This window comes from Maccoyibacter intestinihominis, assembly GCF_040096355.1.
Taxonomy (GTDB): Bacteria; Bacillota; Clostridia; order Lachnospirales; family Lachnospiraceae; genus Maccoyibacter; species Maccoyibacter intestinihominis.
This window is the reverse complement of the sequence record NZ_JBBMEX010000008.1, coordinates 117,017-134,643: the sequence shown is the minus strand read 5'-3', so window position 1 is coordinate 134,643 and position 17,627 is coordinate 117,017. Positions and strand designations below refer to the sequence as shown.

Here is a 17,627-nt window from a genome sequence, read left to right as displayed (position 1 = left end):
CCGGATATGTACGTTATAATGTTCGAAAAATGTCGAATAAAAAAATGCTGCAACCTCTTCGATTACAGCACTTCTTTTTCCCTTACTCTTTTGTTTTTTTAAGGACTTCCATTGATGCAAATATAACTCTTCTCCTTGTCATGCCTTACTAAAACACCACAAAAAGAAGTATATAGAAAAAGACTGTCAGAACTGTGTAATGTAACAGTCATCTGCCAGTCACTTTTCGCATAATTCGACATTTTTCTACATTTTGCTCAATGTCTGTCTATATCTAAATAATATCCCACCTTTCGTATACTCTGAATTATCTTTGCAGCCTCCGGTTCTGTCTTTTCCATTTTTTTGCGGAGTCTGCGTACAAAACACCAGATCATGTTGGCAGAGTCATCTCCATATGGTTCTTTCCATAACTGTTCAAAGATAATCTCATGGGTAACTACCTGTCTGGAGGCATCTGCCAACAGATACAGGAATGCCTTTTCTCGCTCATTTAGGGTTGCAAGCTCATGCTTCCCCCAGTAAACAGTATGATAACGGCAGTCAATTAGAAGTTTTCCTTTCCTTATGATCTCCTGCTTTTCTCTTTTTCTTCCAGTGTTCCATGTGATATCGGAACGTCTGAGTAATGCATACAGGTACGTGTTGATCAAGCTGACCGAAGGATGTGGAAATACCAGGTCTGCACCCCATTCGATATACTTTTTTACCGCCTGAATCCCCGGTATCACTACAATAATCGGAGCCCTGCTGTACTGCCGGACTTCCCAAATCAGCCTGCCCAGCTTTCCGTTATCATTTCTCACAAGCATCAATACTGCGTCATAGACCGCTATGGTATGGAATTTTTCAAACACATCCAGATTAACGGTCGTACATTCCCACTCATTTTTTAACCCTTCACAAAGTTGACTCCACTTATCTACCTCATCCGCAGCAATCAATACTTTTTTCATTTGTATCCCTTTTCTTATGTTACTTCATTTTTAAAGCAGAAAAGGCAGTGAAATCTCTCCACCGCCTTTCCTGTTTTTGATTTAATTCGTTAATTTCATTTCTTCGTTTAACGTATTCTCTTCCTTCATCTTCCGTACCAATTCTTGAATCTTTTTATAAGATTCTTCGCTGATTGTATGTTCCATCCGGCATGCATCGTGATTTGCAGTTTCCGGAGATACTCCTATCAGTTCTAAGAATTCTTCCAAAAGCAAATGCCTTGCATAAACCTTTTTAGCAATCTTTTTCCCTTCCGCCGTCAGTTCAACATAGCCATGTTCATCTTTTATTACGTATCCTTCTGCCACCAATCCACGTATCGCAACTGAAACACTTGCTTTGGAATAGTTCAGATAATTACAAAGCAGAAAATTACGGACATATCCTTTCTGACGTTTCAAGATGTACATCGCTTCCAGATAATCTTCTCTGGATTTTCCAAGTTTCATCTACTACCTTCTCCCCTTTCGGAAAGTATTTCTTCTCCATTCCTGCTGTTAAGAAATTCTGCCGTTCTCCATTTCATATACCACATCTGCCACATTCATTGTGGATACTCTGTGGGATACCAAGACAACTGTTTTCTTCTCAGCCGATTCTTTCAATGATTTTAAGATAATTCCCTCATTTAAAGAGTCGAGGTTCGATGTAGGCTCATCGAGTAGAATGAGGGGGCATTCATGGAGAAATGCTCTTGCAATTCCGATTCTCTGTTTTTCACCACCGGACAGCGTATCACCCAGTTCTCCGACTTCTGTATCATATCCTTTCGGAAGTGTCATAATGAAATCATGGATAGATGCTTTCTTTGCGGCTTCCATAATCTCTTCTCTGGATGCTCCCGGCTTTGCGATGGCAATGTTGTTTGCAATGGAATCATGGAACAGGTGTGTTTCCTGCGTAACATAACTTTCCATATCTCTTAAATGCTTGGTTGGAATCTTGCGGACATCTGTACCGTCTACCGATACACTTCCATCCTGCACATCCCAGAACCGCATCAACAGCTTTAAGAGTGTAGATTTTCCGGAACCGCTCGCACCATGAATCCCTGTGATTTTACCCGGCTGTAATTTCCGTGAATAGTTATCTAAAATAACTTCTTCACCATAAGCAAATGTTACGTTCTCTGCCTCTGCTCCTTTAAATTCATATTCCATGCTCTCTGCACCGGAAGTTTCCACATCCCCCGGAATTTCTTCCACAAGCGGCGTCTCTTCCAGAAGGGAGAGAACACGTTCACCACTTGCCAATGTCTGGTTCAGGTTGTTGGAAAGGCTTGATAATGCTACTACCGGTCCGAAAGAACCCATCATTGCGATGGTACAGGTTAAGATTCCCTCGAATCCCATCGCACCTTTGTCGTACAGCCAGATTGTCAGTGCCAGCATTCCAAAGGATGCAAGCAGGATAACCATGTTCGTAAATGAACGCTGTGAGCCTTCCATTTTGCTTAATGACTCCTGCATTCCTGCAAGATTTTTGGAACGCTCAGACATCTGCTCTTTTCTCTTTTTACCCTGTCCGTACTGGATGGTCTCGTCCAATCCTCGTAAAGAGTCCAGAACAAAGCTGTTCAGTTCTCCGAAGTTTGTCCGAAATTCCATTCCCTTCTGGCTGCCACGTTTTCCATTCCACATCGGGATGGCTACTCCGACAATCAGATAAGCTCCCAGTGCAAGCACGCCTGCTAACCAGTGATATCTTCCGATAAAAATCACCATAATAATTGAGGTCAGTGTTGCAATCGCAATCGGAGAAATGGTATGTGCATAGAACACTTCCAGTAATTCAATATCAGTTGTAATAATCGAGATCAGATTTCCCTTATCCCGTCCTTCCAGTTTTGCAGGGCAGAGCTTTCTCAGTGCTGCAAACACTTTATGGCGGATGATTGCCAACAGCTTAAATGCGATAAAATGATTACAATACTGTTCCACATAATGCAGGATTCCACGAAGCACTGCAATTACGATCATGACTGTGATAATCGTTTTTACTGGAGTAAATACCAGCCACATATTGTCCACCGGAACAATCATTCCGGCTACTCCTGTCAGAAGACCATGCACGATGACCTGTCCTGCCAGTATCGTCAGGAAGATTGCACATAAATAACCCAATGTTCCAAGGATGATTGCTGCCAGCATGATATGGAGCAGGGGTTTTACCAGACCAATCAGACTTCCCATGATCTGGAGGGCACTTCTGCGTTTTGTTGTATTCGTATTTTCACTCATTATGCCACTCCTCCTTTTCCATAGTTTTCCAATGCCATCTGGCTTTCATACAGATGTCTGTACGCACCATTCCGGCACATCAGTTCGTCATGCTTTCCGCTTTCTTTGATTTCTCCGTCTTTTAAGAAATAAATCTTGTCAGACTTCACAACATTTGCCAGTCTGTGAGAGATCAGAAGCACCGTCTTTGTCTTTGCCAGTTCGTGAATCACATTCATGATCAGTTCTTCACTTTCTACATCGATATTGGATGCGGCTTCATCAAAAATATAAACCGCACTGTCTGTCCGAAGCAACGCTCTGGCAATCACCAGTCTCTGACACTGACCGCCGGACAGGTTACTTGCTTTTTCCAGCAACTGTGTCTGCAAGCCATCCTGTGTCTGTAAGAACCCTAAGAGATTCACTTTCTGAAGGACAGCTTCCATCTCTTCTTTCGTTGCGTCCGGTTTTGCCATCTTCAGATTTTCTTCTACTGTACCTTTGAACAGGTAGCTGTTATGGCGAACCAGAACAACCCTCTGCATCAGATTGGTTTCATTCACTTCATTAAGCGGTACGCCACCGATGGTAATTTCTCCGTTATATCCCCGGTTCTTTGCTGCAAGGATTCCGGCAATCGTACTCTTACCACATCCGGATTCACCAACCAGTGATACAAAACTTCCTGCCGGAAGATTTAAGCCTATTCCTTTTAAAATCTCTCTGTCCTCTTCATAAGAAAAGTGCACATCTTTTAATGTAACATCTAACGCGACCTCCGGCAGTGTTTTTTCTCCGGCCTGTGGTTCCGGCAGATCTAAAATCTTGAAAATCTTATCACTCGCTGCCATACCATTCATTGCGATATGGAAGAATGAACCAAGCAGTCTGAGCGGCAGGAAAAACTCGCTGGCAAGCAGAACGATACATAACGTTCCTGCCACACTGATATTTCCTTTTAAGAACTCGGACACCGCGACTGCCATACCGATCGCAGCTCCACCATAGGCAACAATATCCATCACGCTTGTGGAATTGAGCTGCATGGTCAGCACCTTCATCGTAATCTTACGGAAATTCTGGGATTCCACATCCATCTCATCTGCTTTCTGCTGGTCTGCCTGATAAATCTTCAGTGTGGTAAGTCCCTGTAAATTTTCAAGGAACGAATCTCCCAGTCCAGTATAGATGCTCCAATAGTTATTTAATAATCTCTTCGCCACTTTCTGTACCACCACAATAGAAATCGGGATCAGTGGTACACAGATCAGCAGGATCACACTCGCTTTCAGGCTCACTCTGCAAAGAATGATAAATAATGTCAGTGGTGCAATCAGGCTGTAAAATAATTGTGGAAGATATTTTCCAAAGTATGTCTCCAACTGCTCCACACCCTCAGTTGACACCTGTACGACCTCCGAAGAGGATACCTGCTCACTGTAGGAAGCTCCCAACTTTAACATTTTCTCATAAATCTTTTCACGCAGAATCCGCTTTACATCCACACACGCCAGATAGGAAGACCTTGCTCCCATCCGTTCACAGATAAATCGAATCACCACAACCAGAACTAAAATCAGTATTGTCCGCTCAATGATCGGTACGGTTACTGCCCGGTACACTACCCGTTCCAGTAAATCTGCGATAGAAAAGACTGCCAACACTTGCGACAGGAGGGCTGCCCACTGCCACAAAATCGTATACACGATATACTTTTTTGCGTGGGACAACAGCCCCACCAGTCTTGTTTTAATCATAGTTTATCTTACCTTTTTGTTTATTTTTTCGATTCTTTTTTACTGCATATCAAATGCCATACTGCAAGCACCGGATGATAAATCAGCATCCTTGGTCCTGAAAACCGCATAACCTGCCTGATCTGTTCTCTCACCTCTGGCTTATAGCAATGCACTTTACAGTTTGCGCAAAATGTCTTTTCTGTCATAAAAGGACACTTTTCACTTCGAAGTCTTGCATAATCCAAAAGTTCCTGACAGACAGGACAAATCTGCCCTGCCTGCCTGTCTTCTTTCGGATGTTTTTTCCGGCAATACAGCCGGATCATCTCTTCCACGACATGCTGTTCCTTCTGTCGTTTCTTTTCTACTTTATCCATCATATTATTCCACTTCTGCACCTTCCGGTAATTCTTCTCCCACTTTTAAAGTTTTCACTCGAAGTAAGAAGTATAACAGGTGGCATACCCAAACCACTGCGATACAGATTCTTCCGATTGGTACATTCTTCATGCAGATAAAGCCGATTGCCATGACTACCGTTACCATTCCGATAATCTTGCATTTTGTTCCTATTGTCATGGCTCTTTTCTGAACAAAACTGTCCAGATGTTTCTTATAAAGATTCGTTCCTACGAACCAGTCGTGCAGTTTCTTAGAACTCTTTGCAAAGCAAAACAGTGTTGCCATATAAAACGGAACGGTTGGCAGGATAGGAAGTACAATTCCTATCGTACCAAGTCCCAGGCAAAGAAATCCAAGCACGATCCATACTACTTTTAAAGGATTTTTCATCTTCTTTCTGTTCTCCTGTGGGAGTTTTCCTCCCCTTTATTTCTTGTCGTTCTACTACTATTTTCTTCTTACACCGCCAGCACAAACTTCCGTCCATCAACCCTTGTCACACCAAGCTCAATGCCATACAGTTCCCGGATGCTCTCTTCCGTAATCACTTCTTCCGGATCACCTTCCACCAGCACTTTTCCATCTTTCATGCCGATGACATTATCTGAATATGCGATTGCCTGATTGATGTCGTGCAGTACCATGATGATGGTTATTCCAAATTCCTGATTAAGTTTTTTCACCAGTTGCAGAATCTCAATCTGATACCGGATATCCAAATAGGTAGTCGGCTCATCGAGGAACAGCGTCTTTGTTCCCTGACAAAGTGCCATTGCAATCCATACACGCTGACGCTGTCCACCGGAAAGTCTTGACACTTCTCTGTCACGATATTCTGTCAGATTGGTTACTTCCAATGCCCACTGAATCATACGCTCATCTTCGGCACTGTCTCCCTGCATCATTTTCTTATGTGGGGTTCTTCCGAATGCCACCAGATTCTCAACGGTGATATCGTCTGATGCACTGTTATACTGCTGAACAATCGCAACCTTTCTGGCAAATTCTTTTAAATTCAGGTTCTGGATATTCTTTCCTTTGAGGAAAATATTTCCTTTTCTCGGATATAAGTTTTTCGTCATCAGGGAAAACAATGTAGATTTTCCACATCCGTTTGCTCCCATAATCGTTGTGATTTTACCTTCTTCAATCTTCAGGGATACGCCCTTTAAGACTTTATTTTTTCCATAGGAAAAGTGCAGATCTCTAACTTCCATCGCAGGCTTGTCTGCCCACTTATCCGCTTTTTTCACTTTCTTTGCTGCTTCATTCTCTGTAGAAGTCAAATCCATATTCTTTTCTTTACTTCGCATACTTCTTAGACCTCCTTAACAGAATGATGAAGAATGGGCCTCCGACCACACTCATAATGATGGATGCGGATACCTCATACGGAGCAGCTATCGTTCTTCCGATGGTATCTGCCAGCAGGAACGTAAACGCTCCGAACAAAGCACTAAATGGAACTAATGCCTTGTGGTCGCTTCCTACTAAAATTCTTCCGATATGCGGAACAATCAGTCCTAAGAAACTAATCACTCCGGCTACTGCTGTGGAAATACTTGCAAGCAATACTGCTATCAGTGAAATCACGATACGCATTGCATTGACATTGATTCCAAGGCTTCGTGCTGTCTTATCTTCCAGTGCTAACAGATTACACATCTTCGTCATAATCAGTGCCAGAACCAGTCCGATAATTACATACGGTACTAAGGTTTTCACATCATCCCAAGTTTTCATTGTGATATTACCATTGACGATGGCTGCCACGCCAGACATGTTTCCGCCATTCATTGAATTCAACGCACTGGATAATCCGGTGAACATTGCATCGACTGCCACACCGACAAGGATAATTCTTAAGGGACTTAATCCCCCTTTCCATGACAGGCTGTAAACTAAGACAAATGCGATCACACCGCCAAGAAATGCAAATAATGGAGTGAAGAAAAATAAAGTCGGTGCAAATGCGGTAATGAGTACCGCCGCAAAACTTGCTCCACTGGAAATACCGATGATTCCCGGATCGGCAAGTGGATTTTTTAATACCGCCTGAAATAACACACCCGATACCGCTATCGCAGCTCCGGCTAACATGGAGATTACAATTCGTGGGAATCGTAAGTCATAGATTGTTGCCACGTCTTCATTGTACTTTACAAATAATCCTTTCAGTAGTTCCGGGAAGCTGACTTTCAGGCGTCCGATATTCACTGCCGCAAAGAATAATGCAACCAGCAATACGATCATTACAATAAAGGAAATTGCTGCTTTTGCTGTTTTCCGATGCTTTCTTGCTTTATCCTGACCGGAGAGGTTCTGGACTTCCATTTCAGAAGTCTCAGAAGTATTGTTTAACTCTGTCTCTTTCATCTGCCCTCTCCTTTCTACTTGCTCTGCTGTTCGTTGTATTTCTCAGTTGCGTCAGAATCCTTTGCTTTCTTCTGTGCATTGTCACTGGCTTCTTTTGCTTTTGCTGTATCTTCATCACTTTCCGGATAAAGGATTGGCTGTAATTCTTCCAATGCCTCTGGATATTTGAACGTGGCGCTCATGCCGAAATACTCATAAGTCAGATCATAAACTCTGCCGTTCTTCACCGCATCGAAATGCTGCCAAATGTCATTCTCCGCAAAATCTTTATTGAACATCTCTACCACCTGATCCGGCAGTGCATGTGCGGCACGTAAGATAATATCCGGCTCTTTGGTTTTCATGTCCTCTGTATTTACCGTCAAAAATTCCTGATCGGTGTCAGAGTATACATTCTCTCCGCCTGCCAGTTCCACCAGACTTCCCACATAGGAATTCGGTGTTGCAATAATATAAGAGCCAGGAAGTCCCATCAGGATCATAACCTTCGGATGGTCTTTTCCTTCATTCTTTTTCTTATAATCATCGTAAAATTCAGTAAATTCGTCCACCAGTTTCTGTGCCTGATCTTCTCTGTCGAAAATCTCCCCCAACTCCTGAATGGAACGGTACATTCCCGGCACACTTCTGAGATTCAAAAACGCCCAGTCAGTATCGATTGCCTCATATTTCGGCTGCAGATCACTCTGCAATGACACCGGACTTAAAATCCAGTCTGGATTAAGTGAGGATACAATCTCCATATCCGGACTCATGGCTGTTCCGACTGTCTCTACATCTTTGTATCTGTCTGGAATTGTGGATACGGTACTACTGCAAACACCTACCAGATCCAGTTCCAGCTTATCGCAAATATCTGCGGTTGCCGGAGAAGTCGCTATGATTCTTGGGCTTTTTTTCATTGCCTGTACTTTTTTCTTGGCTGCTTCTACGGCTGCCTTTTCTTCCGGATCGTCAATCTCTAAGAGAGACTTGGCATCTTCATCGGAAGAATCCTTGTCCGATTTGCTGTCAGAAGTCTTTTTATCTGCCGTCTTACTGCTGGCTGTCTCATCTGTACTGCTCTCTGTCTGCGTAGCAGAATCACTGCTTTTCTTTCCCTGACTCTGGTCTACACAACCTGCCAGAGAAAAAATCATGGTCATTGCAAGGAGAACGGCCAATGCTTTTTTCAAACGCCTATTCATCATCGTCCTCTGCACCTCCCCAACGTTTCCAGTTCTTACGGAAGAAATAAATCACTCCGGATACTGCTCCAAGCAGAATCAGACCTGTTACTACAACTGCCAATGCAATCTGGAAAATCCGGTTGCCGGAAGAAGTATTTCCGCTATCGGAATCGCTGTCACTTGTTCCATCTTTCGCAGTAGAAAGACTTAATCCTTCTGAAGAATTTACTGGATTTTCTGTATCCAGTGAAGAAGAATCACTACTCGGTTTTGCTGCTTCCTTGATACTGCTTTCCAGTTTCTTTGATGAGCTGGAAGAACTGCTTTTATCAGATGAGCCGGAACTCTGAAGAGAAGAATTACCAGAACCCAAACTGCTGTTTCCACTTGAAGTAGAACCTGAATTATCTACTGAACCAGAACCACCGGACTCTGCCGCTGTTCCATTCGAGCTTTCTGTTACCATAGTTGCGTTCATATCGGTATTGTTACCCTCGCTGTAGTCACTCGGATACAGATAGAAAATAACATTTCTTCCCATCGGCTCTACATACATCTCGCCTCTGACAATACAATTTTCACTTGGCACACGCATACACACATCGGCTGTTGTACCGTTGCTGTCTGAACCATTTCCTGTAATACCGATTTCTGATGGTGTAGACCAGCCGGAATCTCCTACATTCTGTACCTGAAAACTATGTCCACTGGTGTAGTCCATCAGACTCATGCGGATTGTCAGATAATAAGCTCCATCGTCTGATACTTCCAAGATACCATTGCTGTATACACAACCTTCTACCATGCCCTGTCCTGTTGCATAAGAACTCTCTCCACCGGAATCTTCGATTACTCCAGTAACCGGGTGTGCGTAACATCTGTTAATTGTACAGCTATACACTGTCCCGCTTGCGGCATAAGCCTTAACAGCAGGAAAGCCTGCCATTAAAGTAATGGCAAGCACACAAGTCATAATGGCAGACAATATTTTATTTTTTTTCGCTGCTAATTTCATTCCTTATCTCCTGTTAAATGAGTTTGGCAGACTCCCAGTCCCGAAGGAATGGGAGGGTTCGTCTGCCAAATCACTACTTATTATTTTACGTTTGCTCTTTTATTTTTGTTGTACTCCATGATTCCTGCCAGTAAAGCGACTCCTCCGAGAAGAAGGATAGCTGCCCACAGGGTATTGTTCTGTACAACATCATTAGTCTTAACATTGGATGCTGATTTCAGGCTGGAACCTGATCCAAGGCTTGATGTTCCACTCTTTAATGATGAACCACTTCCAAGGCTTGATGTTCCACTCTTCAATGACGAACCACTTCCAAGTGAGGAAGAACCAAGTTTGCTGCTTCCAAGAGAATTGCTTCCAAGGGTATTATTTCCAAGTGAGCCGTTTCCAAGAGAAGAGCTGTTGTTGTTTCCGTTGGAATTATTATTGTTGTTGTTTCCGTTGGAATTATTATTGTTGTTATTTCCATTGTTGTCATTCTTATCAAAATCTGGATCATCAGCTGTTGTTGCTTTTAATGAGCTCCAATCCAGTTTCAGGAATACTGGCTGTGTACCTGTACCAGAGCTGATAGCGTCCATAATCGGTACGAATACCTGTAACGGAACATATCCATCCTTCAGAGCTTCCGGGATCAATTCGAATGTTACTTCATCTGGATAGTTTGTTCCGTACTGGTCAGAAACCAGTGAGCCATCGCTGTTCTTCTGATAGCTGTCAACTGTAGCATCCGCAAGTGTTCCCTGCGGATTACCATACTTATCAAGTGTGTAACCTGTTGTGAAGTATTTGAGCTGGCTTAAATATCCAAGTTTCTGGCTAATAGTGAGTCCATTGAAATTCAATGTAATATAATATTTTCCGTTTTTAACGGTTAATTTTATTGTATGATTGATAGCTGCATCTGACATAGATGCTGTAGTCTTATCAATTTTCACCATATTTCCGGTAATGGAATATACACCATCCGTAAGATTTTTTATATCTAATCCACTGCTATTTCCATTATTGTTATTACCGTTATTGTTATTTCCTCCGTTATTATTGCCACCGTTATTATTATTTCCATTATTGTTGGAATCCGATGGTTTTGCTTCCAGATTCATAATAGCAGAAACAAGTTCATTGGACTGTGCAACCACTTCATCCTGTGTTGCCTTTTTATTGTCATATACTTCTTCAGCAGCTTTTATTACTTTTTTCAATGCTGAAATAGATTCTTTAGTATAAAGATCTTCTCTTCCTGCTAAATTTGACGCCGTTACTAACAAATCATGTAATCCGCTCTTATCTACTTCTATTTCAGAAACTTCTGACATGTGATTCATCAGGTATTCTAATACTCGAACCTGTGAATCCACATCATCCTGTGAAGCATTTGCATCATCATAAACACCTTTTGCTGTGTCGTATGCAGATTTTAACGCTTCAATTGATGCTGCTGTATACTTTGATGTCTCCTGCAAATATTCTTTTGCATTTTTCAAGGCTTTTTTCAGATCAGTTTTATCTGCACCTACTGTTTCTAACGATTCGATTGCCTTGTTAATTGCATCAATGCACTTATTTACCTGTGTCTGAGATGCATTTTCATCATCAAATACTTTTTGTGCTTCATCTCTAGCCTGCTGTAATAATGCCTTTGATGCATCTGAATATGTAATGTCTGAATTATTCAGATAACTGTCAGCGGCCTTTATCGCTTTCTTTAATTCTGATTTGTCTGTTTTTACCTCATCTTTTGTCAGTGCATCAATAGCTGCCTGTAATGCTTTTACTGAATTATCTACAGAATCTTGTCCGGCATTCATACTATTATAAACATCTGTTGCTGCAAGGATCATTTTCTGCAAAGCTGCAAAACTTTCGTCAGATGCCTCGCCCTGTTCCAGTTTTGATGCCTCATCAATCAGTTTTTTCAGTTTAGACTTATCTGTTTCAACACCTGAAATCTGCTTTCTACTATCCCAGTCTAATTGAATCTTTGCATACTGACGACCACTTCCTGTATTAAGTGCTTCCATAACAGGGACATAAACCTGTACCCACACTTCGCTATCACCGAGTGAATCCAATGTCAGGTTCATAATATGCGGATATAATTTTCCTTTTACATTACTATCTGTTCCTGTCTTTGGATCATTATAGGAATCGTAAGTATCTTCATAGTAAGACTCTACAGTTGCTGGAACTGGTGTTTCACCATCTGGCATATCATATCCAGTTTTTCCACCTTCCCAACCAGGGAAATAATTTAATTCCGCTAAGTAACCTTCAAATCCACTTGTTGTTAATGGCGCATACTCCATACGCAATACTGCTGTCGTTTTTCCAGTCTCTTTATCTGTTGAAACAACTACCTGCATTGGTTTTAATAATGCAGCATTTCCCATAGACGGCTGGTCTGCTGATGCGTGCCACATTTTTCCATCAATTGTGTAAACACCATCGTAAACAACATTTTCTTTCTCTTTTTCCAACATAGCATCTGCGGCTGCCTGAAGAGCAAGAATCTGTTTATCAACATCATTTTGTGATGCATTCGGATTATTTACAACTGCCTGTGCTGCATCAATTGCTGCGTTAAATGCATCAACACTGCTTTGCATATATGCACTTGTATCCAATGCTTTTGCATTAGAAATCATTTTAATCAGTTCACTCTTATCTACCGATCCCTGAAGATTTGCAATTGCTGTTTCCAGTGTTTTTGTCATTGCATCAACCTTATCCTGTGTCGCATCTGGATTTTCTTTTAATGCTTTTGCTTCAGCTATTACTGTTTGTAATGCATCCCAGCCCGGATAATTTGCATCATTCGTAATTCCTGTTGCTTTTTCATACATTTCATCAAACGCTGTCCAATCTGATGCTCTTTTCACCAGACCTTTAATAGCAGCATTCAATTCTAACGTCATTTTATCAATTTCTGTTACTGAGGCACTCTCATTTTTAACCAATTCCTGTGCCTGATTCAGCAATTCTTTCATTGTATTGTAAGACGTTGCTGTATATTCTTCTTCATTTTTACTTTCAGCTTTTTCAATTGCTTTATTCAGTTTATCCAAACTTGCAACTTTAGCTAAATTATTAATTGCTACATTGATTGCATCAACCTGCTCATCTACTTCACTCTGAATAGAAACCGGATTTTTAAATACTTCTGTTCCATTTGAAACTGCTGTCTGTAATGCAGATACAGCTTTTGAATCATAATTTTCCGGATTTTCTGCAGCGTCTTTTAATTTTTCCTGAGCAGTATTAATAATTTCTTTTAAGGAATCTTTATTCACTTCCTGCTTAGACATATCTACAAATGTTAATAATCCCTGTGCAGTTTTACCATCTGCCGTCTGATATCTAATAGATACAGAATTTGCCATCTCATTTAAGCTGAACTCAATTCCAGCAACTTCTTCTTTGTCATTCTTAATCAGTTTAGCCTCTTTATATTCCTGAGATGTAAGATCATAATATTCAAACTGCTGAATATCTTTTGACTTCAGATATATGTCTGATTTTTTACCATCTTCCCCTACAAGGAATCTTGTATCAGTAATATATTCCGTATCATCAATTTTTCCAGTCGCAGTATAGACACCCTCTGTAAGCTCTGGTGCTTTTTCCTTTTCAAGGCTATCTATGGCTGTTCTTAAACTTATATAAGCATTTGTCAGTTCCTCTTCAGAGGAAGAATCATTTTTATAAATTTTTTCAGCTTCATCGTATGCCTTTGTCATGTTTGCCCATGAATCTGCTGTATACTCTGCCTGAATAGCTGTTTTTTCAATTGATAACAGTTCTTTTAATCCGTTCTTAATCGGGACATTTGGTACATCATCCGATGTTTTTTTCGCATTAGCCCAATCTAATGTGAGCCATGCGTCCTGTTCAAAGTTTCCACCACCAATAGCGTCCATAATCGGTACTTTAAATCTTGCCGGCCACTGAGCCTTATCACTCACCAATTGAACATATCCCGTCTTAGGATAGTAGTTAAGTGTTCCCTCATTAAAAGAATCCGTCAAATAGCTTCCATCTTCATTCTTATAATAAGATGTGAATACAACTGGAATCAACGAACCTGTTGGCTGATTACCCTTCATTTCCATGTCTGCACCATAAATCCACATCTTTGTCATATAAGAAGTAAGTGACATGTTTTCTACAGATGTATAATCCATATATAATGTTTTTACATCATCATTCACTACCAATTCTGCCGTTCCACCGAGGCACCTGTTTGCCATAGATAACTGCCCCTCTTTTGTCAAATGGTAAACCGATACAGGAATTTTATATGTACCATTTTCTAATTTGTCAGCATCCTGTGTAGTTTTTGTTTCATAAAGAGCATAATGACCTAATTTATTGGTTGATATTACAAAATAATTTCCATCATCTGTTTTTTCAACTGATCCACTTACATTTGGATTTGTTCCCAGATTGTCAATAAACGTTGCTAACTGAACTTTATCTGCATTCCAATCATCTGGAATTTTAAATTTCAAAGTAACCTTTTTACTTGTATCGATCAGTTTGCTGCCATTTTTATATTGAATTTTATATGTTGCCATATAATAATTTTTGTATAATCCATCAATATTAGCCATCAAACAATCATACGGATCTTCTTTGTTGTCTGGATCATCTACAATTTCTTCACTAATCAACGATGCATCTGGATTTACAATATCACTTGTCGTTTCCAATTTAGTTCCTGTTTCTTTATCAATTAAACTGACTTGTGTAATTTTGCCAGTTTTAGGAACAAGAGTAATCATGTAAGTTGAAATTGAATTTGATATTTTTTCTTGATATATGATAGATCTTCCACATGCTAACGTTGTATAATCATTCAAGTCGTATGTCAGTTCTACATGACCTTCGCTTAAATCGATTGTATTTCCTGCATCGTCCTTAATCCATCGAATATTTTGACTATGATTTTCTAACCAGTTTGTATCAATTGTATATGTTGCCGTTCCGACATTGTCAGTTACATTCCATTCTGCTTCTCCATCTGTAAACATAGAAAAGCTGTCTCCATTAGCTGTATAAGAAATTGTTCCGCTTGTCGAAATATTGTCTTTATCAATTTTTGTAGCATTCTGAGTATCTATTGTTAAATTTTCTCTATAAATTTTTGATGTTGCACCATTGTAACTGCTAGATACCGTTTCATAAATAAGAAGTTGTCTTTCAAGATCATCCATCGAAAATGAAATCGTTGCATTTCCATTTTCTTTATTTATTTTCCACTCAACATCTTGCCAATATTTATTATTTTCATCTGTTGCGCCATTTCTAACAGCTTCGGAATATTTTTTAGTATCCACAATTGCTGAATCATTCAACCAGCCTTTTGTTCCTAGCTTGTTTTGATAATTATCATCTTGATCGTATTCTTTATTAAGGACATCAAAATACTCTATTGTATTACCAGCAACCGCATTTAATGTGATTGTGTATTTATGATTTTTTGCAGTAATCAATGCTGTTCCACTAATTCCACCTGTTGAGTATTTCTCCAATAAATTCCCCTTTTGAAAAGTTCCACAAGTTAAATTAGCTATGTAATATCCATCATCAAGCTGTAATTTCGTATCATTTTCAGCTTTTTTCAATCCATCTATTGCATCTTGCAAATTCTGCAAAACTGTACCAACATATTTATCTGGAATCGCATCTACATCTTCAATCGCATCTCGTACTTCCTTAAATTCTACCCAGCTTTCTGCGGTATAATCACTTTCATTCAGTTTATCTGCTTTTTCAATCAGTGCTTTTAACTGTTTTCTTTCTTCGCTTTCTGCTTTCGCTGGCTCTAAATTTTCTATTGCCTCCTGCAGATTTTGTAATACTATCCCAACATACTGATCAGGTATTTCATCCACATCATCTATGGATTCTCGTACTTCTTTAAACTCTGCCCAGCTTTCTGCGGTATAATCACTTTCATTCAGTTTATCTGCTTTTTCAATCAGTGCTTTTAACTGTTTTCTTTCTTCGCTTTCTGCTTTCGCTGGCTCTAAATTTTCTATTGCCTCCTGCAGATTTTGTAATACTATCCCAACATACTGATCAGGTATTTCATCCACATCATCTATGGATTCTCGTACTTCTTTAAACTCTGCCCAGCTTTCTGCGGTATAATCACTTTCATTCAGTTTATCTGCTTTTTCAATCAGTGCTTTTAACCGTTTTCTTTCTTCGCTTTCTGCTTTCGCCGGCTCTAAATTATCTATTGCCTCCTGCAGGTTTTGTAATACTATTCCCACAAATTTATCCGGTATTTCATCTACATTTTCTATAGAATCCCGTACATCTTTGAACTCTGCCCAGCTTTCTGCGGTATAATCGTTTTCATTCAGTTTATCTGCTTTTTCAATCAATGCCTTTAACTGTTTACGTTCTTCATTTTCTGTTTGTACTAATTCCAGATTATTAATTGCTTCCTGTAAATTCTGTAAAATTACTCCCACAAATTTATCCGGTATTTCATCTACATCATCTATAGATTCTCGTACTTCTTTAAATTCTGCCCAACTTTCTGCGGTATAATCGTTCTCATTTAATTTGTCTGCTTTTTCAATCAATGTTTTTAGTTGATCTCGTTCAGAAACATTTTGTGTTTCATTTATCGCATTTACAGCACTAGCATAGCTTGTAATGGGTGTTTGAACCACTCCCGTTATCATTGTGCTCGCCAGAAGAATCGCAGTTAAACTTTTATAGATTTTTCTTCTCATATCTTTTTCTCCTTACAGAATTCATTTTTGTTATTTGCTCTTACTAAGTAAAAAGGCGATTCTTGTCGAACCGCCTTTTATGGTCATATCATTGCTTATTTTTCCCAAATCATTTGTTGTTATCACAATTACATGGACCATTTTTTAATCTCTCAGCTTTACTCGTAACAATTATTCAGACCTTCTGTATTTTTCTAAATAACCGGAAAATTATTCTTATTCTGTTACTCCTGGCAAGATTACGATATCTCCTTCTGCATTAACCGGCATTACATTTAATACATTAATCGAAAATTTCGCATCATATTTTGTATTTATAGTTGGAATAGAATCTGTTGTAAAAGTAATTCCAATAACGGCTTTGGAGCTGTCTCCATCTAAATGAACAACTTCATAATCATCATTTCCAAATGTACCATCCTGATTTGTATCCACATCCACTTCTTTCAGGTAGCCTTTCATTCCCATAGCCTTGAAAGATGATTTAAAGTTCAATGTAACTGTATATGTTCCATCACTATTCTCTACATACGTTGTGTCTTCAACAGCACCATTTCCCATAGACAGATTACTGTCAACAGCTGACGCATTATACTTTCCATCTTTATACAGATTTGTGGCTAATGTTGTAGTGTCTCCTGCCGCTGCAAACGCAGACACACTCATACCCATAGCCATTGTTGCCACAGTTGCTACCGCCGCTAATTTCTTCACAAATTTGTTCTTCATAAAATCCTCCTTCTGAACGCCGTCTTTGAGTACGTTCTAAAAATTCTAGTTTAAAGTCATCTAAGTTAGCCACAATATTGCTTTGGTTACTTGTATCTAACTCCTTGTCTGAAAGATACCATAATTTGCCATTCAATGTCAACACCATTTTTTACAAGTTTGTTGCCTGAATTGCAACAAACAGGCCGTTATTTCCTTTGATTTTGTTGTTATTCAGACAACAACGG

12 protein-coding genes are annotated in these 17,627 nt (G+C 39.9%); all 12 read right to left on the bottom strand.

Annotated elements, in window-relative coordinates; genetic code table 11:
- Positions 1 to 257: 257 nt before the first annotated feature.
- A complete protein-coding gene (locus tag WMO43_RS09165) occupies positions 258 to 956 on the bottom strand; it encodes a winged helix-turn-helix domain-containing protein (RefSeq protein WP_015513358.1) in 699 nt (232 codons plus the stop codon).
- Positions 957 to 1,037: 81 nt separating this feature from the next.
- Entirely contained in the window at positions 1,038 to 1,445 is a 408-nt protein-coding gene (locus WMO43_RS09160; RefSeq protein ID WP_055155862.1) for a metal-dependent transcriptional regulator, read from the bottom strand.
- A 48-nt stretch (positions 1,446 to 1,493) separates the two neighbouring features.
- A complete protein-coding gene (locus tag WMO43_RS09155) occupies positions 1,494 to 3,236 on the bottom strand; it encodes an amino acid ABC transporter ATP-binding/permease protein (RefSeq protein WP_349084386.1) in 1,743 nt (580 codons plus the stop codon).
- On the bottom strand, positions 3,236 to 4,975 hold the full coding sequence (locus tag WMO43_RS09150) for an ABC transporter ATP-binding protein/permease (RefSeq protein WP_353530961.1): 1,740 nt from the start codon (positions 4,973 to 4,975) through the stop codon (positions 3,236 to 3,238). Before WMO43_RS09150 ends, WMO43_RS09155 begins: the two co-directional genes overlap by 1 nt.
- A gap of 20 nt (positions 4,976 to 4,995) precedes the next feature.
- Complete coding sequence (locus WMO43_RS09145) at positions 4,996 to 5,334, bottom strand: nitrous oxide-stimulated promoter family protein (RefSeq protein WP_055155911.1); 339 nt, start codon at positions 5,332 to 5,334, stop codon at positions 4,996 to 4,998.
- A gap of 4 nt (positions 5,335 to 5,338) precedes the next feature.
- On the bottom strand, positions 5,339 to 5,749 hold the full coding sequence (locus WMO43_RS09140) for a YbaN family protein (protein WP_055155859.1): 411 nt from the start codon (positions 5,747 to 5,749) through the stop codon (positions 5,339 to 5,341).
- Between the two features lie 68 nt (positions 5,750 to 5,817).
- Complete coding sequence (locus WMO43_RS09135; RefSeq protein ID WP_229092161.1) at positions 5,818 to 6,672, bottom strand: ABC transporter ATP-binding protein; 855 nt, start codon at positions 6,670 to 6,672, stop codon at positions 5,818 to 5,820.
- Positions 6,662 to 7,735, bottom strand: a complete 1,074-nt coding sequence (locus tag WMO43_RS09130; protein WP_434784175.1) for a FecCD family ABC transporter permease — start codon at positions 7,733 to 7,735, stop codon at positions 6,662 to 6,664. Before WMO43_RS09130 ends, WMO43_RS09135 begins: the two co-directional genes overlap by 11 nt.
- A gap of 14 nt (positions 7,736 to 7,749) precedes the next feature.
- Positions 7,750 to 8,925: a heme ABC transporter substrate-binding protein IsdE gene (gene isdE / locus WMO43_RS09125; RefSeq protein WP_055155857.1), complete on the bottom strand. Its 1,176-nt coding sequence runs from the start codon at positions 8,923 to 8,925 to the stop codon at positions 7,750 to 7,752.
- A complete protein-coding gene (locus tag WMO43_RS09120) occupies positions 8,915 to 9,919 on the bottom strand; it encodes a heme-binding Shp domain-containing protein (RefSeq protein WP_055155856.1) in 1,005 nt (334 codons plus the stop codon). Before WMO43_RS09120 ends, isdE begins: the two co-directional genes overlap by 11 nt.
- Before the next feature lie 80 nt (positions 9,920 to 9,999).
- Positions 10,000 to 16,671, bottom strand: a complete 6,672-nt coding sequence (locus WMO43_RS09115; protein ID WP_353530960.1) for an NEAT domain-containing protein — start codon at positions 16,669 to 16,671, stop codon at positions 10,000 to 10,002.
- Between the two features lie 216 nt (positions 16,672 to 16,887).
- Positions 16,888 to 17,400, bottom strand: coding sequence for a hypothetical protein (locus WMO43_RS09110; protein ID WP_268805010.1), 513 nt, complete (start codon positions 17,398 to 17,400; stop codon positions 16,888 to 16,890).
- Positions 17,401 to 17,627: the final 227 nt, after the last annotated feature.